The sequence below is a fragment of the Rummeliibacillus sp. TYF-LIM-RU47 genome (assembly GCF_008638315.1).
Taxonomy (GTDB): Bacteria; Bacillota; Bacilli; order Bacillales_A; family Planococcaceae; genus Rummeliibacillus; species Rummeliibacillus stabekisii.
This window is the reverse complement of sequence record NZ_VVIR01000002.1, coordinates 1-26,365: the sequence shown is the minus strand read 5'-3', so window position 1 is coordinate 26,365 and position 26,365 is coordinate 1. Positions and strand designations below refer to the sequence as shown.

General features: G+C 38.1%; 28 protein-coding genes, 16 tRNA genes, 2 rRNA genes and 2 pseudogenes. 11 read left to right on the top strand and 37 right to left on the bottom strand.

What is annotated here, in order from left to right:
* Positions 1–7: 7 nt before the first annotated feature.
* On the bottom strand, positions 8–1,123 hold the full coding sequence (locus F0527_RS11500; RefSeq protein ID WP_150284994.1) for a GAF domain-containing sensor histidine kinase: 1,116 nt from the start codon (positions 1,121–1,123) through the stop codon (positions 8–10).
* Between the two features lie 191 nt (positions 1,124–1,314).
* Between F0527_RS11500 and F0527_RS11495 the strand changes: the two genes are divergently transcribed.
* Together F0527_RS11495 and F0527_RS11490 are read left to right on the top strand one after the other, a co-directional pair.
* The gene (locus tag F0527_RS11495; RefSeq protein WP_066789636.1) at positions 1,315–1,740 is read left to right on the top strand and encodes a disulfide oxidoreductase; all 426 of its coding nucleotides are present in this window, start codon (positions 1,315–1,317) and stop codon (positions 1,738–1,740) included.
* Position 1,741: 1 nt separating this feature from the next.
* Positions 1,742–2,266: a thioredoxin family protein gene (locus F0527_RS11490; protein ID WP_150284993.1), complete on the top strand. Its 525-nt coding sequence runs from the start codon at positions 1,742–1,744 to the stop codon at positions 2,264–2,266.
* Between the two features lie 38 nt (positions 2,267–2,304).
* Here the strand turns inward: F0527_RS11490 and F0527_RS11485 are convergent, their stop codons facing one another.
* Positions 2,305–3,132 carry an aldo/keto reductase gene (locus F0527_RS11485; protein ID WP_150284992.1) on the bottom strand — a complete coding sequence of 276 codons (828 nt, stop codon included), beginning with the start codon at positions 3,130–3,132 and terminating at the stop codon, positions 2,305–2,307.
* 242 nt (positions 3,133–3,374) lie between these two features.
* Between F0527_RS11485 and F0527_RS11480 the strand changes: the two genes are divergently transcribed.
* Entirely contained in the window at positions 3,375–4,673 is a 1,299-nt protein-coding gene (locus F0527_RS11480) for an NCS2 family permease (protein ID WP_147196192.1), read from the top strand.
* Between the two features lie 45 nt (positions 4,674–4,718).
* Here F0527_RS11480 and F0527_RS17090 read toward each other — a convergent pair whose 3' ends face one another.
* A complete protein-coding gene (locus F0527_RS17090) occupies positions 4,719–4,874 on the bottom strand; it encodes a hypothetical protein (RefSeq protein ID WP_190323461.1) in 156 nt (51 codons plus the stop codon).
* Between the two features lie 152 nt (positions 4,875–5,026).
* On the opposite strand from F0527_RS17090, the gene F0527_RS11475 reads away from it, so the two are divergent.
* Positions 5,027–6,103, top strand: coding sequence for a hypothetical protein (locus tag F0527_RS11475; protein WP_150284991.1), 1,077 nt, complete (start codon positions 5,027–5,029; stop codon positions 6,101–6,103).
* The gene (locus F0527_RS11470) at positions 6,100–6,459 is read left to right on the top strand and encodes a DUF952 domain-containing protein (RefSeq protein ID WP_150284990.1); all 360 of its coding nucleotides are present in this window, start codon (positions 6,100–6,102) and stop codon (positions 6,457–6,459) included. Before F0527_RS11475 ends, F0527_RS11470 begins: the two co-directional genes overlap by 4 nt.
* Before the next feature lie 91 nt (positions 6,460–6,550).
* On the opposite strand, the gene F0527_RS11465 is transcribed toward F0527_RS11470, so the two are convergent.
* A complete protein-coding gene (locus F0527_RS11465) occupies positions 6,551–6,868 on the bottom strand; it encodes a hypothetical protein (RefSeq protein WP_150284989.1) in 318 nt (105 codons plus the stop codon).
* A 121-nt stretch (positions 6,869–6,989) separates the two neighbouring features.
* Between F0527_RS11465 and F0527_RS11460 the strand changes: the two genes are divergently transcribed.
* Positions 6,990–7,526 carry a DJ-1/PfpI family protein gene (locus tag F0527_RS11460; protein ID WP_150284988.1) on the top strand — a complete coding sequence of 179 codons (537 nt, stop codon included), beginning with the start codon at positions 6,990–6,992 and terminating at the stop codon, positions 7,524–7,526.
* 255 nt (positions 7,527–7,781) lie between these two features.
* On the opposite strand, the gene trmL is transcribed toward F0527_RS11460, so the two are convergent.
* Both trmL and queG read right to left on the bottom strand, forming a co-directional pair.
* Positions 7,782–8,255, bottom strand: a complete 474-nt coding sequence (gene trmL, locus F0527_RS11455) for a tRNA (uridine(34)/cytosine(34)/5-carboxymethylaminomethyluridine(34)-2'-O)-methyltransferase TrmL (protein WP_150284987.1) — start codon at positions 8,253–8,255, stop codon at positions 7,782–7,784.
* Between the two features lie 76 nt (positions 8,256–8,331).
* Entirely contained in the window at positions 8,332–9,471 is a 1,140-nt protein-coding gene (gene queG / locus F0527_RS11450) for a tRNA epoxyqueuosine(34) reductase QueG (RefSeq protein ID WP_150284986.1), read from the bottom strand.
* A 63-nt stretch (positions 9,472–9,534) separates the two neighbouring features.
* Here queG and F0527_RS11445 point away from each other — a divergent pair, with 63 nt between their 5' ends.
* Complete coding sequence (locus F0527_RS11445) at positions 9,535–10,227, top strand: B3/B4 domain-containing protein (protein WP_150284985.1); 693 nt, start codon at positions 9,535–9,537, stop codon at positions 10,225–10,227.
* A gap of 60 nt (positions 10,228–10,287) precedes the next feature.
* On the opposite strand, the gene F0527_RS11440 is transcribed toward F0527_RS11445, so the two are convergent.
* From F0527_RS11440 to F0527_RS11425, 4 genes are all read right to left on the bottom strand, one after another.
* Complete coding sequence (locus F0527_RS11440; RefSeq protein WP_150284984.1) at positions 10,288–11,373, bottom strand: mandelate racemase/muconate lactonizing enzyme family protein; 1,086 nt, start codon at positions 11,371–11,373, stop codon at positions 10,288–10,290.
* 12 nt (positions 11,374–11,385) lie between these two features.
* A complete protein-coding gene (locus tag F0527_RS11435) occupies positions 11,386–12,306 on the bottom strand; it encodes a S66 peptidase family protein (RefSeq protein ID WP_150284983.1) in 921 nt (306 codons plus the stop codon).
* 107 nt (positions 12,307–12,413) lie between these two features.
* Positions 12,414–13,334, bottom strand: a complete 921-nt coding sequence (locus tag F0527_RS11430) for a S66 peptidase family protein (RefSeq protein ID WP_150284982.1) — start codon at positions 13,332–13,334, stop codon at positions 12,414–12,416.
* Between the two features lie 109 nt (positions 13,335–13,443).
* Positions 13,444–13,695, bottom strand: coding sequence for a hypothetical protein (locus F0527_RS11425; protein ID WP_150284981.1), 252 nt, complete (start codon positions 13,693–13,695; stop codon positions 13,444–13,446).
* A 103-nt stretch (positions 13,696–13,798) separates the two neighbouring features.
* Here F0527_RS11425 and F0527_RS11420 point away from each other — a divergent pair, with 103 nt between their 5' ends.
* Together F0527_RS11420 and F0527_RS11415 are read left to right on the top strand one after the other, a co-directional pair.
* The gene (locus F0527_RS11420; RefSeq protein WP_066789666.1) at positions 13,799–14,008 is read left to right on the top strand and encodes a hypothetical protein; all 210 of its coding nucleotides are present in this window, start codon (positions 13,799–13,801) and stop codon (positions 14,006–14,008) included.
* Between the two features lie 131 nt (positions 14,009–14,139).
* On the top strand, positions 14,140–15,129 hold the full coding sequence (locus F0527_RS11415) for an EAL domain-containing protein (protein ID WP_370454671.1): 990 nt from the start codon (positions 14,140–14,142) through the stop codon (positions 15,127–15,129).
* A 24-nt stretch (positions 15,130–15,153) separates the two neighbouring features.
* Here the strand turns inward: F0527_RS11415 and F0527_RS11410 are convergent, their stop codons facing one another.
* From F0527_RS11410 to F0527_RS11385, 6 genes and pseudogenes are all read right to left on the bottom strand, one after another.
* Positions 15,154–16,125: a HEAT repeat domain-containing protein gene (locus F0527_RS11410; protein WP_190323460.1), complete on the bottom strand. Its 972-nt coding sequence runs from the start codon at positions 16,123–16,125 to the stop codon at positions 15,154–15,156.
* A gap of 208 nt (positions 16,126–16,333) precedes the next feature.
* A complete protein-coding gene (gene wrbA / locus F0527_RS11405; RefSeq protein ID WP_147196164.1) occupies positions 16,334–16,945 on the bottom strand; it encodes an NAD(P)H:quinone oxidoreductase in 612 nt (203 codons plus the stop codon).
* 106 nt (positions 16,946–17,051) lie between these two features.
* Complete coding sequence (locus F0527_RS11400) at positions 17,052–17,708, bottom strand: HAD family hydrolase (protein WP_150285133.1); 657 nt, start codon at positions 17,706–17,708, stop codon at positions 17,052–17,054.
* Positions 17,709–17,765: 57 nt separating this feature from the next.
* Positions 17,766–18,222, bottom strand: a pseudogene (locus tag F0527_RS11395) (GNAT family N-acetyltransferase).
* Between the two features lie 104 nt (positions 18,223–18,326).
* Positions 18,327–18,707, bottom strand: coding sequence for a GNAT family N-acetyltransferase (locus tag F0527_RS11390; RefSeq protein WP_370454670.1), 381 nt, complete (start codon positions 18,705–18,707; stop codon positions 18,327–18,329).
* 243 nt (positions 18,708–18,950) lie between these two features.
* A complete protein-coding gene (locus tag F0527_RS11385; RefSeq protein ID WP_150284978.1) occupies positions 18,951–19,559 on the bottom strand; it encodes a flavin reductase family protein in 609 nt (202 codons plus the stop codon).
* A 220-nt stretch (positions 19,560–19,779) separates the two neighbouring features.
* Here F0527_RS11385 and F0527_RS11380 point away from each other — a divergent pair, with 220 nt between their 5' ends.
* Positions 19,780–20,193 (top strand): MerR family transcriptional regulator, encoded by a 414-nt coding sequence (locus tag F0527_RS11380; RefSeq protein WP_150284977.1) that lies wholly within the window; start codon positions 19,780–19,782, stop codon positions 20,191–20,193.
* Positions 20,194–20,466: 273 nt separating this feature from the next.
* On the opposite strand, the gene F0527_RS11375 is transcribed toward F0527_RS11380, so the two are convergent.
* Positions 20,467–21,045, bottom strand: a complete 579-nt coding sequence (locus F0527_RS11375) for a TetR/AcrR family transcriptional regulator (RefSeq protein WP_150284976.1) — start codon at positions 21,043–21,045, stop codon at positions 20,467–20,469.
* 247 nt (positions 21,046–21,292) lie between these two features.
* On the opposite strand from F0527_RS11375, the gene F0527_RS11370 reads away from it, so the two are divergent.
* Positions 21,293–22,495, top strand: a complete 1,203-nt coding sequence (locus F0527_RS11370) for an MFS transporter (RefSeq protein WP_150284975.1) — start codon at positions 21,293–21,295, stop codon at positions 22,493–22,495.
* Positions 22,496–22,642: 147 nt separating this feature from the next.
* On the opposite strand, the gene F0527_RS11365 is transcribed toward F0527_RS11370, so the two are convergent.
* The 20 genes and pseudogenes from F0527_RS11365 to F0527_RS11270 all read right to left on the bottom strand — a co-directional run.
* Positions 22,643–23,560, bottom strand: a complete 918-nt coding sequence (locus F0527_RS11365; protein ID WP_150284974.1) for a DUF3885 domain-containing protein — start codon at positions 23,558–23,560, stop codon at positions 22,643–22,645.
* A gap of 146 nt (positions 23,561–23,706) precedes the next feature.
* A pseudogene (locus F0527_RS11360) lies at positions 23,707–24,212 on the bottom strand (GrpB family protein).
* Positions 24,213–24,493: 281 nt separating this feature from the next.
* Positions 24,494–24,574 (bottom strand) — tRNA-Leu (locus tag F0527_RS11355).
* Between the two features lie 31 nt (positions 24,575–24,605).
* Positions 24,606–24,680: transfer RNA gene (locus F0527_RS11350), tRNA-Cys, on the bottom strand.
* 18 nt (positions 24,681–24,698) lie between these two features.
* Positions 24,699–24,773 (bottom strand) — tRNA-Gly (locus F0527_RS11345).
* 8 nt (positions 24,774–24,781) lie between these two features.
* Positions 24,782–24,853: transfer RNA gene (locus F0527_RS11340), tRNA-Gln, on the bottom strand.
* A gap of 3 nt (positions 24,854–24,856) precedes the next feature.
* Positions 24,857–24,932, bottom strand: a tRNA-His gene (locus F0527_RS11335).
* Between the two features lie 40 nt (positions 24,933–24,972).
* Positions 24,973–25,048 (bottom strand) — tRNA-His (locus F0527_RS11330).
* Between the two features lie 27 nt (positions 25,049–25,075).
* Positions 25,076–25,149: transfer RNA gene (locus tag F0527_RS11325), tRNA-Trp, on the bottom strand.
* A gap of 8 nt (positions 25,150–25,157) precedes the next feature.
* Positions 25,158–25,241 (bottom strand) — tRNA-Tyr (locus tag F0527_RS11320).
* Between the two features lie 4 nt (positions 25,242–25,245).
* A tRNA-Thr gene (locus F0527_RS11315) sits at positions 25,246–25,321 on the bottom strand.
* 11 nt (positions 25,322–25,332) lie between these two features.
* Positions 25,333–25,408, bottom strand: a tRNA-Phe gene (locus F0527_RS11310).
* 29 nt (positions 25,409–25,437) lie between these two features.
* Positions 25,438–25,514: transfer RNA gene (locus F0527_RS11305), tRNA-Asp, on the bottom strand.
* Positions 25,515–25,518: 4 nt separating this feature from the next.
* Positions 25,519–25,595 (bottom strand) — tRNA-Met (locus F0527_RS11300).
* 40 nt (positions 25,596–25,635) lie between these two features.
* Positions 25,636–25,711: transfer RNA gene (locus tag F0527_RS11295), tRNA-Val, on the bottom strand.
* 5 nt (positions 25,712–25,716) lie between these two features.
* Positions 25,717–25,791, bottom strand: a tRNA-Glu gene (locus tag F0527_RS11290).
* A 17-nt stretch (positions 25,792–25,808) separates the two neighbouring features.
* Positions 25,809–25,900 (bottom strand) — tRNA-Ser (locus F0527_RS11285).
* Positions 25,901–25,907: 7 nt separating this feature from the next.
* Positions 25,908–25,984 (bottom strand) — tRNA-Asn (locus F0527_RS11280).
* Between the two features lie 15 nt (positions 25,985–25,999).
* Positions 26,000–26,115 (bottom strand): 5S ribosomal RNA (rrf, locus tag F0527_RS11275).
* Positions 26,116–26,241: 126 nt separating this feature from the next.
* A 23S ribosomal RNA gene (locus tag F0527_RS11270) occupies positions 26,242–26,365 on the bottom strand; the annotation flags it as partial.

Sequence of the window (26,365 nt, the reverse complement as noted above, 5' to 3'; positions counted from 1 at the left end):
TTCCCCCCTAGTATGGCAGGCGGATTAAAATCTCCGTCCCCTTTCCAATTTCACTAACCCAATCAATAGTACCGCCTAAAGAAGTAGTTCGGTCTTTCATGCTCCTTAGCCCAAACGATGGTAGATTTACGAGCGAATCCACTTGGAAACCACGACCTTCATCTTTAATAACGAGCAGTACATCTCGATTTGTAATGGTGACAAAAATTTCAGCCTTCTTTACTCCTGCATGTTTACGTATATTATTTAAGGCCTCTTGCGTCAGTCGAAAAAGCGTTTCTTCAATACGAGATGGTAATTGCAGTACCCCCGTCACTTTCACTTTCAACTGTAAACCGAGCATTTCAGCGTACCCTTTCACGGCTTCCATCAGTCCGCTTTCCAAGCCCTTAGGACGTAGCTGCCAGATGAGCGCCCGCATTTCTGTTAACGCCTCTTGCGTCAAATTTTGTATCTCCTTAAATGTTTCCTTGATTTCAATCTGATCGGTCATCTCTTCTCCACCACGAGAAGTCAATGTGACAGAAAATAAAAGTTGATTCACAGAATCATGTAGATCTCTCGCTAATCGATTACGTTCTTGCACCAATGCTAATTCCTGCTCTTGTTTTGTTAACAGAATTCGTTTAATAGCTGAACCCATTTGGAAAGCTACAGATTCAAGTAGTGCCAGTTCATCATTAGTAAAGCGAATCGTATTTGGAGAAGCAACATTTAGTAAACCAAAACGTTCCTTACCCGATTGAAGCGGTACTGTTGCATGGTGTGTGATACGTGCACAATCGCCTACATTAGCAGAAGCTGCGCTTTCTAGGCGCTGACATTCAATAATATTGGAAGCCTTCTTTAATTCTTGATTGCGATATTTCGATAAACACCAGCAGCCACCCTTTTCTAAAAATTGGCACTTATTATAGGACAAAGCTTCCGGTAAATTATCGTGTGCTAAAAGTTCATGCTTCCCTTTACCGTTGATGAAGAAAATCCAGCCTGTCTCAAAGTTGGTCCCCCCTAAAAATTTTCGGAGAGCCCCTTCTAGCATAGGCTTTAATTCAGTTCCTTCATTTAGCAGTTCTGCAATCTCTTTTAATAAGCGTATATTTGAATGATCTGTCGGCTGCATCGGTTACCGCTCCCTCTTCCTTTTACTGATACTATTCATCATATCATTGTTAGCTAATATTGGCATTTATGTTGGCATGACCAAAAGCTAGCAAGTTAGCAAGTAAGTCTGCTTGCACTTTTCACCATTATGCAGGTATGCTAAAATAGCAACAATCAATATCTCAATTTTGAAAGATTAGGAGTTTACTCATGACAAAAAAGTTGGAAAATAGCTTACTATTTATGTGGGTGGTATCACTAATCGCAACGATGGGCTCACTGTTCTTTTCTGAAGTGCAGCATTATGAGCCGTGCAAGTTATGCTGGATTCAGCGCATCTTTATGTACCCGCTCGTCATTATTATTGGCGTAGCCTATATCCAAAAAAATGCGCGCATCGCAGTCACTACAGCTATCTTCTCTTGTATAGGTGCATGTATAGCACTCTATCACTATGGAATCCAAAAGGTTCCTTTCTTACAAGATTCCGCTGTATCATGCGGCCGTGTGTCGTGCATAGGCGATTACATCAATTGGCTCGGTTTTATCACGATACCGTTTCTATCACTCATAGCTTTTATCTTAATTGCTGCTACAAGCATATTTATGCTGAACGTTCTTAAGGGGGAAAAATAATTTGGCTAAAAACACATCAAATACAAAAAAGAATGACAATAAACTAACAGTCCTATTAGTTATCGGTTTAATTGTAGTTATTGCATTTGTAGCACTCTACTTCTTGAATAACCAATCAAACAAAGATAAACTAGCAGACAATCCGTATAAAAAAGACTCGCTTAAACAATCAACTATTGATTTGCTAGATGATAAAAATTATCAAAATATCATCTTGCCAGAAGAGTTGGAAAAGAAAATTGCAAGTGGCAAAAGAGAAATGGTGTATTTCTTCAAATCAGATTGTGTCCATTGTAAAAAAGTTTCGCCAATCCTTATGCCTCTCGCAAAAGATATGGGTGTTCACGTAGATCAGTACAACCTTCTAGAATTTGAACAAGGATGGGATCAATATCAAATCGAAGGTACGCCAACCCTTGTTTACTATAAAGATGGCAAGGAACAGCTTCGTGTAGTAGGAGAACAGACAAAAGAGACGTTTAAGCAATTCTTTGAAGCTTCGATTTTGAAAGATAAAGATAAGTAAAATAAATATAGTCCATCCTAAAAAGGATGGACTATTTTTTAATAATTAAAATGGTCAGGGTGTGAGCCAAAACGTTGGTCTCGGTTCAGCCCATCAATCGCTTTCATATCCTCTTGACTTAATTCAAAGTCGAATATTTCTGCATTTTCTTCTATACGACTTGGTGTAACTGATTTCGGAATAACAATATGATCGCTTTGCAGATGCCATCTGATAATTGTTTGAGCAATTGATTTGTCATATTTTTCGCCAATCGCTCGAATGGTTTCATCCTTCAATACTTCCCCGCGTCCAAGTGGTGACCATGCCGTAATCGCAATATCATGCTTTTGGCAGAATTGGCGAAGCTCTTCTTGGGTAAGATAAGGATGCAGCTCTACTTGATTCACCATTGGCTGGATATTTGCTTGTGCAAATATTTTTTCTAAATGATGAATTTCATGATTCGATACCCCAGGCACTTGGATTAGCTTTTCTTCATATAAACGCTCGATTGCTCGATACGTATCCATGAATTTATCTGGTACCGGCCAATGTGTAAGATACAAATCTAAATAATCTGTATCCAATTCTTTCAACGTTTTTTCAAATGCTCTTAATGTTTCATCATATCCCTGATCTGTATTCCAAACTTTCGATGTGATGAAAATTTCTTCTCTTCTTTTGCCCGATGCCCGTACAGCTTCACCTACTTGTTTTTCATTGCCATATAATGCGGCTGTATCTACTGCAATATATCCAGTATCTAACGCCTTCTTGATCGCATTGAATGCTTCTTCTGGTTCTGTCATTTTATAGACACCAAGACCAAAACGCGGCATTTCGATTCCATTATGTAATTTTTTTGTAGAAGTGATTGAATACATATTAACTCCTCCTTATTGTGTTTTTACCTCACATGAATGGGGTAACAGCCTAAAAAGTGTGTTGGCACTTTCTTCAATAGGGCATAATATCTCCATTGAAGTTAAGTTTCATTTTATTATACACTATTGCCTGAGTATTTAGAGAATATCGGATTTCTGATTTAGGGTTGAAATTTAATGTAAGAACGAATAATATATAATATGTTGTTTTTATCGTTCGTATTTAGAAAGAAGGTTTTCAATTGTTTCGTCTAAAAGAATATAATACTAATGCAAAAACAGAATTAACTGCTGGAATGACAACATTTCTAGCTATGGTATATATCATTGTGGTTAACCCAAAAATCTTGCATGATGCAGGCGTGCCTGTTGACCAAGTATTTATGGCAACTATTATCTCCGCCGTGGTTGGTACCTTATGGATGGCGCTTTGTGCTAATTATCCAATCGCTATCGCTCCGGGAATGGGTTTAAATGCCTTTTTCACCTACTCGGTTGTTCTCGGCTCTAACGGAAAAATGGATTATATGACCGCATTTTCTTCGGTGTTCGTCGCAGGGATTGTGTTCATTATTCTATCGCTTACACCACTTCGTGCAAAACTGATCACAGCTATTCCTGAAAACATAAAGCGCTCCATCACAGCCGGCATCGGTTTATTTATTGCTTTTCTTGGTTTGAAATCAGGTGATGTCATCGTAAAAAGCGACAGTACACTTGTAGCTTTAGGCGACTTATCCTCTGCGAATGCTCTGCTAACATTAGTTGGCCTTGCAATTACGGTTATTCTAATGGTCCGCAATATTCAAGGTTCCTTGTTTATAGGGATGGTTATAACAGGTATTATCGCAATAGTAACAGGGCAGCTTAAAATCCACCATGTTGTGGCTCTGCCTCACCTACCAAAAGGCATACTCGTTTGGAATCCAATCGAAGCATTCTCCAACGTGATCCATTATGGACTATATGGTGTGGTCTTTTCTTTCATTCTTGTAACGCTGTTTGATACTACAGGTACACTGGTGGGTGTCATGAAACAAGCAGGTTTGATGAAAAACAATGAATTGCCTCGTGCGCGCAAAGCATTATTAGCTGATTCACTAGGAACAATTGTTGGTTCTATGTTTGGGACAAGCCCGACTACTGCCTTTGTAGAATCTTCCGCAGGCGTAGCAGCTGGCGGCCGAACTGGTTTAACATCATTGACAGTTGCAGTATTCTTTATCATTGCCTCTTTCTTCGGTCCTTTAGTGACAGCTGTATCCGGCGTTTCTGCTATTACTTCACCAGCACTTGTTATTGTAGGTACGTTGATGATATCTTCTGTAAAAGACATTGACTGGCATAGCTTTGATGAAGCATTCCCGGCATTCTTGATTATTTTGATTATGCCCTTAACATCTAGCATTTCAACAGGTATTGCATTCGGCTTTATTTCTTACCCAATTCTAAAAATAGTGAAAGGCGAGGCGAAAAAGGTGCACCCGCTTCTTTACCTATTTGCCATCCTATTTGCTATCCAGCTGATATTCTTGCAATAACGCTAAGAAAGGCTGTCCCGTTCATCTAACGGGACAGCCTTTTGTTTATTCATCATCAAATTGTTCCGGATCTGGCTGACGTCCTGCTTCCTCTAAATCCTCTTCATCTCGGCGTTTTTCCATTTGCTTGCCAAGCTGTTGCACTTCTTCAAATGAAGTGGCCATTGAACCATTCTCTTGTTCAATCTTATCTTTATCCATATACAAACCACCCTTCTTATTGGCATTACTTCTTTATCTATACCCTTTTGTTCCGAAAATATGCGCCTCTCAAAATGTAGGGGTTTTTTCACATTTGATACTACCATTACCATAGCGAATTTCATAAAATGAAAATAGAAGGGAGGAATACGATGCTTTCTATTTCTAAAACAAAAAGGTTTTGGTTTCTTTTTCTTCTTACAGCTGTAGTTGGCTCGAATACAGTCGCCTATCGTCTTGATGCCTTGCAGCCTGTTCCAAAAAACATGGTGTTAGGCACTATGTTAGACTTCATGCTTGTTATTCCTTTACTGACCTATCTCTTTATCATTCGTAAAAAGTATTCCTTGAAGTATGTGCTTCCAGTCATAATTATTGGTTTTTACACAGCAAACCTTATAGTCCCAGGCGGTATTTATTCAAGCTATTCATCTGTTCCTATCATTTTATTTATAGCTGAAGGGAGCTTTATCTCATTAGAACTTTATGTGGTATATAAACTGCTAACTAAGCTCCCTGCCGTAATGAAGCAATTCAAGCTATCACAGGAAGGCATACCCATATTTCAATACCGATTAAGATCAGGACTTGCTAATCATTTAAAGCCCTCTAGAACCCTGGATATGTTCAGTACTGAATTATCTATCTGGTATTACAGCTTGTTTTCTTGGAAAGCAGAGCTTCCTATTGCAACGACTAAATATAGAACCTTTACAATCCATAAAAAAACAAGCTTTATCGCAGTGTATATCATGCTTATTCATGCTCTCATTTTTGAATCAATTGGATTTCATTGGTTGCTTCATAATTGGAGTCCTACTGTATCCATCATTCTTTTAATTTTGAATCTGTATGGGCTAATAATATTCGTGGCTGAGATTCAGGCAGTTCGATTATGTCCCATTGTGATGACAGATAAAATGCTGCATATGCAAATTGGTGTTATGAAACAATCATCCATTCCCTTATCACAAATAAAAAGTGTGCACGTGTATCAAGGGTCAGAAAAACTATCCAAAGCGGAAGCTGATATAACGCTTGATGCTGTACTCCCTGATTTCATAAAAGAAAAGCCAGCCATTGAGATTGAATGCTACACACCACAGGAAGTAAAATTGATGTATGGCTTTACGAAAAAGGTGACTAAAATTCATCTTAGTCCAGATGAACCTCACCTCTTTTTAGAGGTATGCCAAGAACTACTATCAAAGGACGGAGAAAGAGAATGATCATTTTACATTGCTTAACACAACAAGAATGGGAAACTGTTAAGAACGACAAATATTATGGTAAGGAATTGCTCGGTTCAAGTAATTTTATCCATTGCGCCTCTATCGAAGACTTTTGGCGTGTAGCTCCGTACTTTAAGGAAATAAAAGAACCATTATTGCTATTATGCATAGACACCGATAAAGTCGAAGCAGAAATCAAATGGGAGGACGACCGCAATTACGGAATAGAATATCCACATATCTATGGTGAATTAAACCTTAACGCCATTGTAGATGTCCTTCCCTTCTTAAGAGATGAACATGGGGATTTTCTTTTAAGTGAGGAACTTAAGAGTTATCAGGTGGAGAAATAAAGGATTAGTATCTAAGCTTCTATAAATATTAGAGTCCAATAATAGCCCCTCTTTAACAAAAAAAAGGTGGAAATAAAGTGGGGCTTTCAACTTAAAAGTCTCCTGTTTCAAGCTTTAAATTCAAATTTAAATAATCTTCTTTTTTAAATACTATTACAAATTCGTCTAGCCCTTTTTTATGTGGATATAAACTGTAATAGTGATTAAAATCTACTTTTAAGGTTACTAAAACTGTAAGTATTTTGCTTAAAATTTCTATGACATCTAACTCTACATCTCTTTTTATATCATTTTTAATACGGATATAAACATTCTTATCAGTACAATTATATTTAACTTTTCGTAAAGGTATATTTTCATCCATACAGTTTGATTTCAATAAGTTTTTAAAATGGTCTTTTTTATCCAAATGTACACCTCACTCTAGCATAATTGATTTGCAATACAATTTTACTACAAATATAGAATTATTAAAGTGAGGAATATCTTGGTTGAAATCTACTCACTCAAAATCATAGGAGAATAAACATATGTACACAGGAATCCTTTTATATCCCAGATTTAGCGAATATGAATTATCGGTACTCTTATCCGTACTCATGCAAGGACAGAAACAAATCTTATATATAGGTCTAGATCATAAAGTAGTTAAAGGAGAAGCTGGCCTTCCTTGTATGCCTGATACCACAATAAAGGAAATTGACATAAATCAATTGGATAGCATCGTTCTTCCAGGAGTCGATGATTTCGAACACTTAGTTAACCATGCCGAATTAAAATCTTTTTTGCATCGTTTTAAGCAAAGAGATATCGTCATAGGAGCCATATCAAGCGCACCCTATCTTTTATCGATGAGTGGATTGTTAAACGGGCGAAAATACACTACTGGATTAACGAAAGACCAGCGTTCCTTTTTAGGAACTTTCAATGAAGGCATATATGCGAATTCTTCTGTTGTAGTTGATCGCAATCTGTTAACTGCTAAAGGATCCTCTTTTATAGATTTTGCAATACAGTTTGGTGAGTTATTACATTTGGAGTTTGATAAGAGTTGGTATAACAAGTAACTATTCGAACCATCGTTTAATCGCCACAATTCTTAAACAAATAGCGTTTCATTTTCACAAAAATTAGGCTATACTTGTAAGAGAACTTTTCATTTTTTCATTCAATTAGGAGGGTACAACCATGAGATTAATCTTAATTCTTGGTGTGATTTTGTCATTCTTAGTGGCTATCTTTACTGCTGGTTATGAGGACAAACCTGTAAAATAATATGTAAATAAAAAGGGACAGCCTGTTATGGCTGTCCTTTTTTACTTTTACTGTAATCCTTTAAATCCTTGCTGGCGGAGTGCTTCAAATATCACGATAGCTGCTGTATTCGATAAATTCATCGAACGAACATGATCGCTTTGTGGAATACGCAAGCACTGCTCTTCTGGGTTATGGATAACCTCTCTTGGAATACCTGTCGTTTCTTTCCCAAACATAAAGTAGATTTCTTCGTCTGAGTTACTGTAATCAAAATCTGAATACGTCTTCGGGCCGAATGTCTCTATATAGTAAACAGTCCCATCTTGTATGGCCTCATAGAATTCATCAATCGAATCATAGTATGTGATGTTTACGCTATGCCAATAATCTAGGCCTGCTCTTTTCAGCATTTTATCGTCTGTTGAAAAACCTAGAGGTCGGATGAGATGCAAATGCGTATTAGTCGCTGCGCATGTCCGTGCGATATTGCCGGTATTTGCCGGTATTTCTGGTTGATATAACACAATGTGTAATGACACACTGAACACTTCCTTTATGTTTTGCTATTTAAAGACTACTTATGTCGAGCCGGTGAGTCCCCTCGTCCGCAGTAGTTTATTTTTGGGCTAGTAATAAATCTAACCCTTTTTGAATTTCAAATTGGACCTCTTCATCTTTTTCAATGAGTGCCCCTTTTTCTAACACTTCTTTTGCTCCGTCTCCGCCAATTTTACCGATTGCCCAAGCGGCTGTTCCTCTGATCACTGGGCGTTCGTCTTGCTGGAACACTTTAATCAAAGTTGGTAGAGCAGCTTCTTCTTTAAAATGAGCAAGTGCAATAATCGCGTTGCGCTGGATTGGTTTTTTCCCACGCCAAGACCCAGAGATATGGCCAAATTTCTCTTTGAACTCTCGGTTCGAAATTGTTAATAACGGCTCAAGCAGTGGTTTAGCAATTTCCGGATCCGGTTGGAATGCATCATGCAGCCAGTTGATTTTCCCTTTATTTTTCGGACAAACCGTTTGGCATGTATCACAGCCATAGATACGATTGCCAATTTTCCCGCGGTATTCATCAGGCAAGAAACCTTTCGTTTGCGTTAAGAAAGCTACGCATTTTTGTGCGTTGAGTTGGCCTCCTTGAACTAGAGCGCCAGTCGGACACACGTCGAGACATAGAGTGCAATCTCCGCATTGGTCCTCTATCGGTTCATCCGGCATAAATGGTAAGTCTGTAATTAATTCTCCCAAGTATACGTAAGAGCCGAATTCAGGCGTAATAATGGCGCAATTCTTCCCGCTCCAGCCTATGCCTGCACGTTCAGCAACAGCCCGATCTGATAACTCTCCTGTATCGACCATGGAACGGATTCGACAGCCTGGCACCTTTTCTTTTAAGAACGCTTCAATTAGTGCTAGCTTTTCGCGCAGAACTGTATGGTAATCCGTTCCCCATGATGCCCGGCAGAAGATGCCTCTTCTTGCTCCCCTTTTTCCTTGCGGGGCGTTTTTCATTTTAGAAGGATACGCCACAGCAATCGCAATAATGCTTGCGGCATCCTCTAAAAGAAGCGTAGGCTCTGTACGCTTTTCAATATCCGATTCTTCAAAACCCGATTGGTAACCCAGTTCTTGCTGTATGCGTAGCTTATTTTTTAAATCGCTAAATGGCGCTGCAGATGTAAAGCCTATTTTATCCACACCGATGCTCTTCGCATAGGCGATTAATTCTTGCTGTAATTGCAATGGTTTCATTTATTTGTTATGTCACTCACTCTCTATGTTAAACTAAAGAAAATGATAAGTTAGGTGATGTATATGGCGAAAATAAGATTAGACTCATCCATTACTACGATAGTGCCTGATTTTAAAATCGGCATGATCCATTATACCAAAATAATCGTCTCCGAATCTCCTCAAATGATTAAAGGACGGACACAATTGTATCAAGAAAACCTTTATCTAGAATTACAGGAATCACCTGTCACGGAAAGACCCGGCATATCAGAATGGCGTAAAACCTGGAAGGCGCTTGGTGCTGACCCCAATCGCTATAGACTCTCAGCGGAAAGCCTTTTACGACGAATTGCAAAGCAAAACTATTTGCAACCTTTCCACTCTGCAGTAGATCTGAACAATTTCTTTTCGCTTCAATATGAGATTCCAGTAGGAATTTATGATGCAGACCTTATTCAAGGTGACATTGAGATTGCCCTTGGCGATGAGAATACAGGATACGAGGGTTTGAACGGACGTTATAATTCTTTAAAAGGAATAGCCTATTCAAAAGATAACGAAGGACCATTTGGGAGTCCATTCGTTGATTCTAAACGAACAGCAGTCACGGAACAAACGACTAATGCCATCCAGTTATTCTATCTTCGCCCTTCTTTATCGGAGGAAGAAAGTATGAAGCTACTTGGCGCTGCTGGGAATATGTTTTCTCAAATACATGGAGGAGATTATACAATAGGTCTTCTTTCAACAACTCAACCAGAAATTGAACTATAAAAAAACATATAAAAGCACGAATCAATCCAATGATTCGTGCTTTTCTTCCCCTTTGAAAATTCAGCATATACCTTCTATCCCGTCAATTCCTAAACCAGGAGTATTCGAAAATGTAATATGAGCCCCGTTGTATTGAATCCCTCCACGTAATAAATCCATGGTTAACATCAGTGGAGCATCAAAATCATAATACTCAACATTAGGCTGGCTTGCTGCAAAATGGGCGGCCGCTCCAACCCCAAGCTTTGTTTCAATCATGCTTCCCACCATGCAAATCATATCTTGGCTTTGTGCTAATGCAGCAAGCTTCAAGGCTTGATAGATACCGCCTGTTTTCATTAATTTAATATTCATCATATCTGCGGCACGCATGTGAATAATTTCTTTCGCATCGTAAATAGAAAAGACACTTTCATCCGCCATGATAGGTGTGAGTGTGTGATCCGTCACGTATTTCAGTGATGCCAAATCATGTGCTGGCACAGGCTGTTCGACAATCTCAATTCCAAGTCCCCTCTGTTCCATCTCACGGATTGCTTTTACCGCGTCTTTCGCAGACCAGCCTTGATTGGCATCAATTCGAATCTTAGGATTGGGTCCAATAGCTTGCCGGATCGCTTCAAGCCTCAATATATCCTCTTTGATTTCTCCAATTCCGACTTTAACTTTTAAAGTATGGAAGCCATCCTGAACATATTTTTTGGCATCCAACGCCATCATCTCAGGAGCATTAACGCTCACTGTATAATCTGTCGTAATAGAATTCTTGGCGCCACCTAAATACTGATATAACGGCAAGTTAGCGCTTTGTGCCAGCAAATCATAAATAGCCATATCAACAGCTGCTTTTGCGCTCGTATTGCCAACCATAGAACGGTGCAGCGTATGGAAAAGCCTTTCATAATTGTGCAAATCACTGCCAATAATTAAGGGTGCAAATACTTCTTCTACAGCAAATTGGATACTTGAAAGAGACTCGCCCGTAATAACATGCGTTGGCGGTGCTTCTCCTACACCATACAAACCATTTTCCAGTGTGATTTTTATATAGATTGCCTCTGCTACATTGACTGTACGTAGGGCTGTTTTGAATGGATTTTTTAATGGAATGGCAACTTTATACGTATCGACCGACTGAATCTTCAAGGTGGCTTCCTCCTATCGAACGCCTGGTTGAATTGAAAATGTTCTCTCATCCGCATCCAAAAAGGCATGCGCTCCAAGCGGGACTGCAAAATGCGGTTGACAATGCCCTATTTTCACATCTTTCACTATGGGTACATGCAAATCATCAAAGTAATGTCCAAATACCTCATCTAATGTCTGTGACTCTTTTCTTTTCGGCTCAGCATGCGAGAAATCACCAATAATAATACCCGCTACTCCCTGCAGTTTCCCCGCCAAGCGCAGCTGGTTCAGCATACCGTCTACTCGATACGGTTCCTCATCTATATCTTCAATCAATAAAATTTTGCCGAACGTTTCCAACTCATAAGGTGTTCCTATACTACTGGCCAGCAAACTCAGATTGCCGCCTGTGAGTTCGCCTTGGCATTGACCAGGCATAAATGTTTGGATAGGACCGAATGTGTCATCATAGTGAAGTATACTCGGAGCAAATAATTGCTGAAACATTTCCGCAGATTTCTCTTGAAATGTACCTTTGCCTACATCAGATGCAAGCATAGGGCCATGGAATGTCATTATATCAGCATATTTTCCGATAGCGGTATGTAAGTATGTAATATCAGAATAGCCCCAAAAAACTTTAGGATTTTGCGATATCAAGTCAAAATCAATTCGGTCGGCATACCGTGCAGTACCGTAACCGCCACAAGCACAAAAAATACCGGCAATATCAGGTGCCGCAAACATTTGGTGCAAGTCGTTCAAGCGCTCGTCATCTGTCCCCGCCAAATAGCCGTCTACATTCAAGAGTGAATCCCCAAATCTATAATCCAAACCAAGTTCTTGGAGGAACTCTAAGGATTTATTCAAGAACTTTTCATTTGGCGGGCTTGCTGGTGCGATAATGCCAATTGTATCGCCCCGCTGCAATCTCTTCACCTGTCTCTTCATTCGCTTTATTTCCCCTTCCTAAAAATGCATGCTGATGATGGGTGAAATTAATCTCAACTATAAAAAAGATCGGGCTTCCTCCAATAGAAAGTCCGATCTTTTTCTGCCTATTCCACCCCTGGCAAAATCGCCAACTCTTTATTGTCCGCATCCAATATTGCATCTACTCCTAAAGGTATGCCGACATTTAGCTCATCATGACCTATTTTAAAACCGCTCACAACAGGAATATTCATATGGCCAAAATAACTATCCAATAACTCATGAAAAGTCGGTGAATCTTCATATTCCCGCTGATTTGTTTCGACAAAGTCGCCAACTACAATGCCGGCAACTCTTTCAAACTTCCTCGCTTGTTTCAGCTGATTTAAAAGTGAGTCAATTTGTGCTGGCTCCAGCCCGATATCTTCAATCAACAATATCTTGCCATCAGTATTGATTTCAAATTTCGTTGCCAAGCTATTTACAAGCAAGGTCAGATTGCCGCCTGTCAATTCACCTCGCGCACGCCCACCTGAAATGGTCGTAAGTTTCGATATACTTTCATCATAGTAAATCTCCGCAGGCTCAAACAATTGGTTGAACATGAGCTTTGTACGCTCTGCTACTTGTTCGCGTCCAATGCTAGACAGTGTCGGACCATGGAAAGTAACCAGATCCGCATACATACCAATTGCTGTATGTAAAAATGTAATATCTGAAAAGCCCCAAAAAATCTTAGGGTTCTCTTCCAATAGTAAGTAATCGATTCGATCTGCTATTCTAGCTGCTCCATAACCGCCACTTGCACAGAATATGGCCTTGATTGTTGGATCCTCTACCATCTCTTGCAAATCAGCGGCACGTTCTCGGTCTGTGCCTGCCAAATAATGCTCCCGGCGTTGGATCGTATTGCCCAGCACATATCGCAAGCCGAGTTCTTCGAGGAAATCGAGGGCTTTAGTTAACCTTTCAATATTCGGTGGGCTAGATGGCGCGATAATACCAACTGTATCACCCTTTTGTAAACGTTTTGGACGTATTTTCATCATTGCAGCTCCTAAACAAGTAATTTCTTCTTTACTTTAGCAATAAACAGGCAAATTGGCTACAAAACCACTCGCTTCACAAAACAAAAAAGCAGGACATCGCCTGCTCCTACACACTCTTTCGCTTCCATTCTCCTGTTTCAGGAATATCCACTATTTCGATGCCAATACCTTGTTCTTTATTATATATAATCCATTTATCCTTCTCGCGCTCTACCGCTCTATTTTGCCATTCTAGCCAACCGCAATTGGCACAATGACTTTCAACATAGCTGTGTCGATTCAGGTCTTGATGATGAAAAATCGTTTTTGTTTCGCAATTATAGCAAAAAAGAATTTTAGAATCAGTACTCGCTTGCATAGAATCCCTCCATCGTTTTTTCCCTATGCTCGGCAAATAGAGGAAAAATTATACACATAAATCTCACTGTTTTGTACACATTAAAACGAGGAGGTGACTAGTTATGAGCAAAAACAACAAAGCAACAATCAATACGAGAACTCATAATCCTTTTGATGTCTATCAAAGCACAGACCACAATGTCAGCAACAGCAATAACAATAATCCAAATGACAATATTAATGAAGAGTTCGGTCCTGAGTTTGATTCCAAGGCAAAAAATAAAAACAATAGTATCAACCACAACAAAACACAACAAACGAATAAAAAGTAATACAAAAGAGCCTGAGATGGGCTCTTTTTAGATTATTACTATCTCCATAGAGAAAATACATTGCACTTATCATACATCTGCGAAATAATTGAGTATGATAGTTCTGAGGAATTACTACATATAGGAGGATGGTGGGCAATTTGCCGTGTAAAAGCTGTATTATAAATGAGTTAGAATATGAATTTAAGCTTGAAGGCACCCGTAATATTGCGATGCGTGAAGAAGTCATCAATCATTTGAAAAGAAGAAAGATAAAACTAAGTGCTTCTGAAAATGCATTGCTAGTAGGTGAAAGTGGTGTGAAAGAGTTAATGGACTTCTTCTATCACCATATGACACCAGAAGAGGTTACCTTTCGAGTAGATCAACAAGCATGGCAAGCTCTTTCTGCTATCGATCAATATTTAAATAGTGATTGGGTCGATAATGTGATAAAAGACGAAAGAGTATCATGCCACTTCCAGCCAATTGTTGATAGAAATGAAGAAACATATGCCTATGAAATTCTTTCGAGATTTCTAGATGAAAATGATCAGATGATTTTTCCAAATGAACTATTTAATGCAGCCAAAAAAAGAGGCAGGCTTTATGCACTGGACCGCTTATGCAGAATGAACGCAGTTAAAAACTCTGCCGCCATAAATAAGAAAGTATTCATCAATTTTATTCCAACTTCTATTTACTCGCCTGAACACTGTTTAGCAACAACTGTGGCCCTTGCAAAAAAACTAGGCATAGAACCACACCAATTTGTATTTGAAGTAGTGGAATCTGAGCAAGTAGAAGACCTAGACCATCTAAAAAGAATACTTACTTATTATAAAGAAAGAGGCTTTGAATATGCACTGGATGATGTAGGTGCAGGCTTTAATACCATCGATTCAGTAGCTGCTCTCAAACCGCATTATATAAAGCTGGATATGAAATATGTACAAGGCGTAGCGGCTGATCCATTAAAACAAAAAACAGCCCTGGCCTTTTTACATAAAGCAAATGAAGTAGGCACTACTCCCCTTGCAGAAGGTGTAGAAGAACGAGAAGACTTTGAATGGTTAAAACAACAAGGTTATCAGCTATTCCAAGGATATCTATTTGGAAAGCCTTCTCCTGTGCCTCAATAAGAAAAAGCTAGCCTGTTAATAAGGCTAGCTTTTGTTTTGATTACTCACCTTATCGTGAATATTTTCAGAATAGCTATGCGTATTCATCCAGTCCATTTCTTCCTCAAAGAGGACTTCACTTTTCCGGCTCTTTATCCATTCATATAAATCTCTGATCTCCTTATAGTCTTCCTTGTAACGTATAAGGAACTCTAATCCTGTGATTAGATCATCACTTACTATTTTTCTTTTTCTTTTTAACATACTCTTTAATCGTTCTATTACTGCTGGAATTGCAGTTTCATTTCCATGTCTATTAATCGCTAACATGGCATAGCCTTTAACATAAACAGACCTATCCTGTAAGGCTTTTAAAAAAACCGGAAGTAATGAAGAGTTTCCTAATTCAATTAAAGCCCCTATAGCTGTACATTTAACATCACCTTTAGGATGATTAAGTAAATTTATAAGATGAGGAATAGCTCTATCTGAACCTATCTCTGAAAGAACGCTGCTTGCATAAATTAAATCATATTCATCTGAGGATTCTGAAATAATTTGAATGAGTGCGTCCTCAGCTATCTTATTTTTACATCCATTTAATGCCTCAATAGCAGTATGTCGGATAGAGGAACGGTCATCATTGAGAAATTTAATAATAATGGTTGAGTATTCTTCTACATTCCTTTGTTCTGCAAGCGCATTTAGAATTTGCTCTAGCACATATTTATTCGTTTCTGTTTCAAGTCCTTTCAGTAGAATATCAGCAACATGCCTTTCCTCAGTATTAGTTCCAATTTTACCAAGTATAAAATAGATATGCATCCTAGTTTCTCGATCTTTCGTTTTCTCTAATAAATTGGCAAGATAAGGAATCATCGTAATATCTTCTAATTCCTCTGCTTGTCGATAAGCAAGCCATGATGGAGAATCTTCGTTAGTAAAACTTTCCTCTTTGTAGATATGTTCATCACTGGCCATGTCGTTTATTAAATTTAGTAATTCTTTTTCAGTCATCATAGGTCTCTCCCTTTCCGATATTCTGGAGCAGTAAGTAGCACAAGTTAATACTCATATATGTATAGATAAAGCCTTACTAGATATCTAAAAGTTTACACGTTCTTTATTGCTGATTGAACTTTTAGTTTTATTTATTTAGGATGTGTGAATCTTTATATTTATTGCATATAAAAAGCTAGCCAATTTATAATGGCTAGCTTCTTTTTTATTGTTGTCCATTCTTAACCCATTGTGCAACGTTCACAGTACGTTTGGCCTGATATTTAACTGATGCTTCAACATCTTCTACCATTTTGTCATCTTGTCCGACCGTCACACTTGTTCCATATGGATTGCCGCCTGCTTTAAATAGCACAGGATCACTGTAGCCAGGTGCTGCAATGATAGCTCCCCAATGCATCATCGATGTATAAAGTGATAACAGTGTCGCTTCTTGGCCACCATGTGGGTTTTGTGCAGAGGTCATGGCACTGACAACCTTGTTTACAGTTTTACCTGAAGCCCATAAACCGCCTTGTGTGTCTAAAAATTGCTTCAGCTGAGAAGCCATTGTTCCAAAACGTGTCGGCACACTAAAGATAATACCATCCGCCCACTCAATATCCTCAGACTTAGCAACTGGAATATCCTTAATCATTTCGGTTGTTTTCTTCCATTTTTCATTATTCTCAACTACTGATTGAGGTGCGAGCTCTTCAACCTTCAAGATTCTTACCTCTGCACCTGCTTCTTCTGCCCCTTCTTTTGCCCATTTGGCAAGCTGATAATTCGTACCGCCCATTGTGTAGAAAATCACTGCTAACTTTACTTTAGACATTTCTTCCTCTCCTTTTTTGTAGATAGTATATTTATACCCAAATAAAAGAAGTTTCAATATTTAAAACAACAGGTTATTAAAGACAGAATACATTCAAATCCGTTTCTCACTTTATGTAACTTAATAATCTATCCAAAGAATCTATTTCAGCGTCTGGTATTATTTCGGTATCATTTTCAAGCATATAAGGATTGAACCAGATGCCTTTTATATTTGCGCTTTGACAACCACCAATATCTTTTTCGATGTGATCTCCGACAAATAGCACTTCTTCCGGTTGCACACTCAGCTTATTTAATGCTATTTCGAATATCCGCTTGTCTGGTTTACTAAAGCCTGCTTCTTCAGAAATAACTACTATCTCAAAGCAACTATTCAAATTGGTGTTCATTATTTTAGCTTTTTGTCTCTCAGCCAAGCCGTTTGTAATAATGGCAACTTTCATATGTCTCTTAATAGTATTTACAATATCAATTGTATGTTGGTCTATAGAAAAGCAACGAGGAAAATGATTATTCCAAAACTCTTGAATGTCGCTGTGTGGCAATCTATATTTTGGTGGGAAATTATCAAAGAATGATTCAAGAACCTTTGTTTTATCGCTATAACCATAATCTCTTTTGTCATAGACCTTAAATTTCCTTAACATCTGCTGTTGTACTGAATGTTCAACTTCCTCATAACACTTTTCTAAAACTAAGCAGAACATTTTATCTACTGCTCTATTCCGATTCAGCAACGTATCATCTACATCAAAGAGCATTGCCTTATAACCGCTCAATTAACCACACTGCCTTTCTATACAATACATACTATAAATTTACCTATGCCGATCTTTCCTTGCCTTTATAGCCGTAATACGCGCATGTACCATTTTTGGGTTAGATCTTTTACCTCAAAACCACATTTTTCATAAAAGCTAAAATTGTTTGCAGAAGTATGGGCAAACCAATCACCATGCGGAAGTTTTTGAACACAAAGCTCCACAAGTTTTTTAGCTATACCTTTTCCGCGATACTCTGATAAAACGACTAAGTCCATTATGTTAGCTGCCATAATTTGATCTGAAAGGGCTCTGACCATACCAATCATTTGATTTTGATTCCAAACAGTAAATGCGCAGGTAGAGTTTTTGAAAATATGTGAATATTGCTCTTTTTGCCAAGTTGGAGTATTCCTTGCCCATCCCGCGCATCTTCAAACAATGTCTCAACACTTTCAGCAGGAATCCCATCTGTTCCCTCTCTTATGACTACCCCATTAAAATATTGATACACGCTACCCCCTCCCATTTAATAGTTATATATACGACTTATTGGTGATAATCTCCTTTATTGTTCTACTTAAGTTATTCCAAAAGAAAAAAGCATTACCCGTTGCCTTAGTCTAAATTTTCAATGAATCCGCTTTGTTTAAAACCATTAGCTTTAAAAACTTTTTGCATTTTTTTATTTGATTGATTAGTAGAAGAGAATATTTTCTTAGTTGGAGCAATGCTTATAAAGTACTCAATAAGCGATGTAGCATACCTTTTTCGCCTTTCAGTTAGTTTAACGATGACTAAAGAAATAAAGCTACATTCAAAGAAATGAGTATCATAAATTAAAAAACCAACAATAGAATTATTATCTTTAACTACTATACATCTCCCTTCATCGATAGCTTTTTTAATGGACTGACGTCTACTATCGTTTCCGATTACCTCTATATCGATGTTTACAATCTCATCTAACTTAATGAGGTTAGGTTTACTTATATGCAAAATTTTCTCCTCCACAAGTCAATTTCTATTCAGTTCCTTTTATACAGGTAAAACTCAACATAAAGATCAGATTTCCTTTAACTATTAAACAGATTAGTAATGGTAAATTCGTTTGCCTTACCGTTTTAAATTCTCCTTCACTAAAATCAGGTAGACATACTTTTAAGTCAAATAAAAAAACGTTTCTTACAAAATGTAAGAAACGCCTATTCATCGCTTATTTATAAATGATTTCCCTTAACGTCATTGGGAGCTCTTCAAAGTAAATAACTCTGACATTTTCGCATAATACGGTCCCGCTAGGCGCCCTACCGGCTTAAGTTTAGACAAATCTACTTTTCCATCCTTGTATAGTGTATCTTCAATGTGTATTTTAACGACACGACCAATAACGAGGTTTGATGATCCAGGACCTTCTCCAAATTTCAGCATATTCTCTAACACACATTCCATTTGTATAGGACTTTCTTTAACTCGATACGGCAACACTTTCGAGCTGGGTATAGGTGTTAGACCGGTCTCTTGAAACTCATCTATGTCAGGCGCAAATTCTATGGATGTATCATGTACTTTCGTTACAATACCCTCCGTAACCATATTAATCACAAATTGTCCCGTCTCTTCAATGTTGAGTGTCGTATCTTTCTTCGTACCATCTTCGGGTCGAATCAAGGGGGCAAAGGCCACCATAAATGGCGAAGGACATACCCCGCAAAAATTACTGAACGGCGCAAGATTAGAAATACCTCCCTTTGAAATAGTAGAGACCAAAGCAATCGGTCTAGGCAAGATAGAGCCTGTATATAATTTGTAACTGTCTTTCCACGTAAGGTTTTCTGGAATAATTTCCACGTTGATTCATCCTCTCTTGATTATCTCTTATCTAAAAAAGATTGATTAATGATACATTCAGAAGTCATACAATTCCTCCTAAATTATTATGGCTACAGTATACAAATTAGAGTCGACTCGAAGTCAAGAAGGTATTTTAAAAACTATAAATACTTGACTTAGAGTTAGCTCTAAGGTGTATGATAACTTCAATTCAGTATTACATAGGAGGATGCATCACATGCTCACCATTAGCCAAGTGTCAGAAAGAACAGGTTTAACCCCATATACATTGCGTTATTACGAGAAAATCGGAGTTCTGAAAGGTCCGAGTCGAAGAGAAGGAGGAGCCCGGGCTTACTCCGAGAGCGAAGTATCATATATACAGTGTCTGACTAATCTAAAGAAGATAGGCCTATCACTTGAAGAGATTACAGAATTCACTCGTGAGGGTTGTGTGATGGAAAAAATACAATTAGGGGAAGACCCTACAAAATATACTCAGACGTTAAATAAACGAACAGAAATACTTTCGAAATATCTGATGGACCTAGAAGCTAAGCAGCAGGAATTAGAGCACATGATTTCACTTACAAAAGAAAAATTATCCGGTTATTTCGAGCTTTCTAAAGAGAGCAACGAAGTACCGATTTAAGTAGGATCTTGAGTATTACTTGAAAATATGTCGATACTGCATTTTCATAAGAAAAGCCACGAAACGTTGATTATCAACATTCGTGGCTTTTAATTTACTCCAGTGATTCTCAATTCTTACGGAATTATAAGTGTACGATGTCCGCACAAATAGTTTTGGATTGCTCTTGGCCTTCTCAAAGTAAAACATTACCATTTGCTCTGATCAGTAGTTTTTGATTAGTCTGATATCATATAGATTAAAAAATACGTTTATTGGATTAATTCTATACTTCTAGGAAGAACGAATACCTTCAAAAGCATTTAATATTAATTGTCGTACATATGATTCATCTAATGGTTCGCCAGTCACAAGTAATCGATAGAAAATCGGTCCGTAAATTAAATCAATACATATATCAATATCGATACTTTTTTTCAATTCACCACGTTGAATTCCTTTTTCCAAAAGACTCTTTGCTTCAAGTCGGCGGGGGTGGAAATATCGAGCACGATAGGCATCTGCTAATCCGGAATCAAACTGGCCTTCACCTAATAATTGCGTAATTATCGTCCCCTCACGACTCGTCAAAAATATAGTTAAATTTGTAGCGTGAGTTAAAATATCATTGTATGCCGAACCAGTATCAGGCACAGGCAATCTTTCAGAGGCAGCATAAAGGAAACCATCCATCACTACTGCAGCCTTGTTTGGCCACCATTTATAAATAGTTGCTTTGCTAACCTGAGCATATTTGGCGATTTTATCAACTGTGAGAGCTTGAAACCCATTTTCCAACAATAAATCATAAGAAGCTGACAGAATTGACTTTTGTGCTTCTAAGTTACGTGGTCTGCCTCTTTTTCCATTCATCATAATTACCAACTTTCTTTGGAATTAATAAACTGTATGTTCAGTATAACAATTTAATATTAAAACAGAAAGTTTGAATTCCCTATTTACAAAACTAAACGTTCAGTTTATTATATGGTTAATCATTTTATAAACTGTACGTTTAGTACTATAAAATGAAAACAATAAAATCAAATATGGAGGGAATCTAACCCACGGTATTGTTTATTGTTAAGCAATATATATTCCATAGAAGGAGTTGTACTAAATGATTGATTTAAAGAAACAAACAATTGAAAAGAAGATTCCAACTTGGTTAACCATTCTTATGGCTACCGCATGTGGTATCATTGTAGCTAATTTATATTACGCACAGCCTCTTGTTGGGATAATTAGCTCATCAGTCGGTTTGTCAGCAAACACTTCTGGCTTAATTGTTACGTTAACCCAAATTGGATACGTTGTCGGTTTATTGTTTATCGTGCCTTTAGGAGATATTCTTGAAAACCGAAAGCTGATAGTCTCCTCTTTACTTATCACGGCAGTAGCCCTTGTAATGACAACAATGACGAAACAAATATTTCTATTCTTATTTGCTTTGTTTGTCATAGGTTTAGGTTCGGTTGCTGCGCAAGTACTTGTTCCTTTTGCATCATATCTATCATCCGATTCGTCACGCGGTCGTGTTGTCGGCAATGTCATGAGCGGTCTGTTACTCGGAATCATGCTATCACGCCCCCTGTCGAGCCTAGTTGCTGATTTTTTTGGCTGGCATGCTATATTTATTTTATCTGCCATAGCTATTATGGTTTTGGCTATTGTACTTTCAAAGGTATTACCTAGAAGAAAGCCTTCAACGGACACTCACTATATAGCCCTCCTCAAATCTATGTGGTATTTGTTACGAACAACACCAATATTACGTCGCCGGGCTGCATATCATGCAGGTGTGTTTGCATCTTTTAGTTTATTTTGGACAACAGTTCCTCAACTGTTAACTAGCCAATCATTTCATTTTTCTCAGAAAGAAGTTGCATTATTTGCCCTTGTCGGAGTTGCTGGTGCAGTAGCCGCGCCTATTACAGGGCGAATTGCAGATCGTGGAGTGACGAAACTTGCAACTGGGATAGCACTTCTTACGGTTGTCATTTCTCTTTTATTACCGATTATTATCCATACTAACTCACCTATTGGTATAGCTATACTAGTAATTTCATCTTTATTGTTAGACGCCGGTGTATCCGCAAATCTTGTACTCAGTCAACGTGCGCTTTTCTCGTTGAGTCCAGAAGTTCGTAATCGTCTGAATGGTCTATTCATGGCAATGTTCTTTTTTGGTGGTGCAATTGGATCGGCAATTGGCGGCTGGGCCTACTCAATGGGTGGATGGAGCACTGCATTATGGATTGGAATAATTCCTTCTATACTTTCCTTATTATATTTTGCTACTGAAAAAAATAATGCTAAGTAGTTTTAATACTAAATAAAATAAGCGAATTTGGAATTACTAACTTCCAAATTCGCTTTATTCTTAATTACGTCAAACTAATTTATATACAATATAATGCACATAAACGCAGTAAACACTGGCATTATGTGTTCTTATTATTTACTTTTATTAATGTTCTCTTTTCGCTGACCAACCTTCATACTTTCCGTTATACTTCTTTGAATATAAAGACATCAATTCAGTTTGATAATCAATCATTGCAAGTGCTTCAGTCTTTATGGCTTTAAGAACAATACAATCAAGTTGATTTTTGTCAATTTCAATTTTAAATCCTGTTTGTTTCATCTCATATACACATTTCTCTGCATCTTCTTGTGGTATTTCAAGTTGATGAGTAATTATGCATGTATTGCCTCCATATAAATTAATCTCTGTTTCATTTTCTCTAAATGTATTGGTTATAAGTCTATCTTCCATTTCAGTAGATGATTCAGAGTAATTAAATAACCCTTCCTCAAAAATATGGTCAATTTGTATACGATTATAGTCTAAGATCCATTTTCTAAATTTATGATATAAAGGCAATAGATTTTCTTTATTTAAACCATAAACATCACATCCACGGTCATCATACATGTGCAATAATGTATTCTGTGATAAATTCAGCAAATAAACATTTCCCATTATGCTAGGCTTTCTCGCAAAATCCTGATTACTAATTGCTTGAAAAAGATAATCTCTACGGATAGACTCCTTTTTAACCTTTAAACTGTATAGAGTTGTCCTCATTTCAATATCCTCTTCATCAAACTCATAAGGTACTGTTTTGCAACTTAATCCATATATTAATTTTTTGTCTTTAAGGAAACGTTGTATATTAGGCAAATCTTTTCCACTATATTCAACAGATTCATTAATAGCTGTAATAAACATAATCGTATCTTTCGTATCAAAAAGAAAGTCAAAAATAGAAAATATACGATGATAAATTTCTTTAAAATATTCTTTGCCTTCTAGTTCGACAAGCCCTAGTTCAAAACGAAGCCAATATTTTGAGTTATTCTTCAATTGGTTTAATAGCTCCATCTTTAAACTCCCTTAATTATTACTTCACTACTTTAATACCCTGATTATACCAGAACCCGAAGATGTGAAAATTTATAATCAAAAAAATGTAAGGACTGTATTGAAGAAAAGTAAGAAACGTTTAGTCGCCATTTGGGAAACGTCTACTAAATTTTTTCTAAGATTGTTTTAACAAAATGAGTCTTATCCTCTGCATATTTATGTTTATTACTTTTATTTAATTCCGATAATTTGAGTTTAAGTTGTTCATATTCAATTCTTGCTTCGTCATTGTTTCTCAAATAATCTCTGAATTTCAATTGTTCGTGTAAATATTTGTTTCCACTTTGATACATATGGATTTGATGAGTTCTTGGTTCACCTTTACTGAAATAGTGTCTGTCAGGTAAAATGTTTGTCCCTTTATATGAATAACCTATCTTTTCTAAGGAAGAAACGTAATTCTCACCTTCGTTAAAATCATTGATTTCCACTGCAATATCAATAATTGGTTTCGCACTTAGTTTTTTTACAGCCGTGCTACCAATATGATGAATTTCCACAATGTTATCACCAATTTCTTTTTGAATTTTCTTTTTTCTAATAAAAATTCTCTTTCCCATTCTTGTGTCCATGGAGTTAGAAAAACTTCTCCTTTGGGTAATCCTAACACTTTATCACTCCTTATTTATCCTGATTGCTTTTTCCACATTAGAATGTAATATCACAAATATATTCGGAATATTTTTTGCTTGTATTCTCTAACATTTATTTCACACTAATTCAGTAAATCAATGATAGACAGTGTTTCAATAATTAATTCAATTATACACATTGCTACTTTTTTATTTGTCTTTATTTGATAACAGGGTGTGGAAACAATTTTATGTATACAAAAAAGTTCCTTACAAATGTAAGGAACTTTTAGTCATCGCTTGGCAAACGATGTGATGATACCGGTGGTCGGGGTCGAACCGACACTCCAAAGGAACACGATTTTGAGTCGTGCGCGTCTGCCAATTCCGCCACACCGGCATGATGTGTTTATATAGTTTAATTAACTATATGGAGGCGGCAACCGGATTTGAACCGGTGAATAAAGGTTTTGCAGACCTTTGCCTTACCACTTGGCTATGCCGCCTTGGCATTATAAAATATATGGAGCGGAAGACGGGGTTCGAACCCGCGACCCCCACCTTGGCAAGGTGATGTTCTACCACTGAACTACTTCCGCATATATAACTGGGGTACCTGGATTCGAACCAGGGCATGACGGAATCAAAATCCGTTGCCTTACCGCTTGGCTATACCCCAAAATGGGGCGACTGAAGGGGATCGAACCCTCGAATGCCGGAACCACAATCCGGTGTGTTAACCACTTCACCACAATCGCCATTGTATTAAAGGAAAACCTAATCTTTACATTTTATATATGGGGCGGCTGAAGGGGATCGAACCCTCGAATGCCGGAACCACAATCCGGTGTGTTCACCACTTCACCACAGCCGCCGTTATGTAAATTTAAAGGTTTTATATTGGCAGGGGCAGTAGGAATCGAACCCACATCAAAGGTTTTGGAGACCTCTATTCTACCGTTAAACTATGCCCCTGTAAAGAATGGTGGAGGGGGGCAGATTCGAACTGCCGAACCCGAAGGAGCGGATTTACAGTCCGCCGCGTTTAGCCTCTTCGCTACCCCTCCAGAATGGTGCCGGCGAAAGGAGTCGAACCCTCGACCTACTGATTACAAGTCAGTTGCTCTACCAACTGAGCTACACCGGCAAAAATTATTATGGTGGGTCGGGACAGAATCGAACTGCCGACACTTAGAGCTTCAATCTAATGCTCTACCAACTGAGCTACCGACCCATAATAACTTTAAATATTATAATTTAAAATGGCGGTCCGGACGGGACTCGAACCCGCGACCTCCTGCGTGACAGGCAGGCATTCTAACCAGCTGAACTACCGGACCATTTTGGTTGCGGGGGCAGGATTTGAACCTGCGACCTTCGGGTTATGAGCCCGACGAGCTACCGAACTGCTCCACCCCGCGATAATAATATATGCTTATTTGATTGATAAAGTTCTTAAAATGGTGGAGGATGACGGGATCGAACCGCCGACCCTCTGCTTGTAAGGCAGATGCTCTCCCAGCTGAGCTAATCCTCCGAAAATGGTGACCCCTACGGGATTCGAACCCGTGTTACCGCCGTGAAAGGGCGGTGTCTTAACCGCTTGACCAAGGGGCCATATGTATTGAAAATCATGGCGGAGAGTAAGGGATTTGAACCCTTGAGACAGGGTTACCCGCCTACACGATTTCCAATCGTGCTCCTTCGGCCACTCGGACAACTCTCCAAAAAAATGGCTCCGAAGGCAGGACTCGAACCTGCGACCCTCTGATTAACAGTCAGATGCTACTACCAACTGAGCTACTTCGGAATAATAAAATCAACAGCCTAGCGACGTCCTACTCTCGCAGGGGGAAGCCCCCAACTACCATCGGCGCTAAAGAGCTTAACTTCTGTGTTCGGCATGAGAACAGGTGTGACCTCTTTGCCATCATCACTAGACATGTTATTTCTCAAAGACAAGAATTATTATATCACTTTTTTCTAATTAAGTCAACTACTTTTTTAGAAAAAATTTTCTTGTTCTTTCAAAACTGGATAAACGTGAATTGAAGGTTCTTAAGAAATTTGGTTAAGTCCTCGATCGATTAGTATTCGTCAGCTCCATGTGTCGCCACACTTCCACCTCGAACCTATCTACCTCATCGTCTTTGAGGGATCTTACTTACTTGCGTAATGGGAAATCTCATCT

Excerpts from the sequence above, each read along its gene's own strand:
- F0527_RS11500 (WP_150284994.1), bottom strand. The coding sequence starts at position 1,123 with ATGCAGCCGACAGATCATTCAAATATACGCTTATTAAAAGAGATTGCA.
- F0527_RS11495 (WP_066789636.1), top strand. The coding sequence starts at position 1,315 with ATGACAAAAAAGTTGGAAAATAGCTTACTATTTATGTGGGTGGTATCA.
- F0527_RS11485 (WP_150284992.1), bottom strand. The coding sequence starts at position 3,132 with ATGTATTCAATCACTTCTACAAAAAAATTACATAATGGAATCGAAATG.
- F0527_RS17090 (WP_190323461.1), bottom strand. The coding sequence starts at position 4,874 with ATGGATAAAGATAAGATTGAACAAGAGAATGGTTCAATGGCCACTTCA.
- F0527_RS11475 (WP_150284991.1), top strand. The coding sequence starts at position 5,027 with ATGCTTTCTATTTCTAAAACAAAAAGGTTTTGGTTTCTTTTTCTTCTT.
- F0527_RS11470 (WP_150284990.1), top strand. The coding sequence starts at position 6,100 with ATGATCATTTTACATTGCTTAACACAACAAGAATGGGAAACTGTTAAG.
- F0527_RS11460 (WP_150284988.1), top strand. The coding sequence starts at position 6,990 with ATGTACACAGGAATCCTTTTATATCCCAGATTTAGCGAATATGAATTA.
- queG (WP_150284986.1), bottom strand. The coding sequence starts at position 9,471 with ATGAAACCATTGCAATTACAGCAAGAATTAATCGCCTATGCGAAGAGC.
- F0527_RS11445 (WP_150284985.1), top strand. The coding sequence starts at position 9,535 with ATGGCGAAAATAAGATTAGACTCATCCATTACTACGATAGTGCCTGAT.
- F0527_RS11435 (WP_150284983.1), bottom strand. The coding sequence starts at position 12,306 with ATGAAGAGACAGGTGAAGAGATTGCAGCGGGGCGATACAATTGGCATT.
- F0527_RS11430 (WP_150284982.1), bottom strand. The coding sequence starts at position 13,334 with ATGAAAATACGTCCAAAACGTTTACAAAAGGGTGATACAGTTGGTATT.
- F0527_RS11425 (WP_150284981.1), bottom strand. The coding sequence starts at position 13,695 with ATGCAAGCGAGTACTGATTCTAAAATTCTTTTTTGCTATAATTGCGAA.
- F0527_RS11420 (WP_066789666.1), top strand. The coding sequence starts at position 13,799 with ATGAGCAAAAACAACAAAGCAACAATCAATACGAGAACTCATAATCCT.
- F0527_RS11410 (WP_190323460.1), bottom strand. The coding sequence starts at position 16,125 with ATGACTGAAAAAGAATTACTAAATTTAATAAACGACATGGCCAGTGAT.
- wrbA (WP_147196164.1), bottom strand. The coding sequence starts at position 16,945 with ATGTCTAAAGTAAAGTTAGCAGTGATTTTCTACACAATGGGCGGTACG.
- F0527_RS11400 (WP_150285133.1), bottom strand. The coding sequence starts at position 17,708 with ATGCTCTTTGATGTAGATGATACGTTGCTGAATCGGAATAGAGCAGTA.
- F0527_RS11380 (WP_150284977.1), top strand. The coding sequence starts at position 19,780 with ATGCTCACCATTAGCCAAGTGTCAGAAAGAACAGGTTTAACCCCATAT.
- F0527_RS11375 (WP_150284976.1), bottom strand. The coding sequence starts at position 21,045 with ATGAATGGAAAAAGAGGCAGACCACGTAACTTAGAAGCACAAAAGTCA.
- F0527_RS11370 (WP_150284975.1), top strand. The coding sequence starts at position 21,293 with ATGATTGATTTAAAGAAACAAACAATTGAAAAGAAGATTCCAACTTGG.
- F0527_RS11365 (WP_150284974.1), bottom strand. The coding sequence starts at position 23,560 with ATGGAGCTATTAAACCAATTGAAGAATAACTCAAAATATTGGCTTCGT.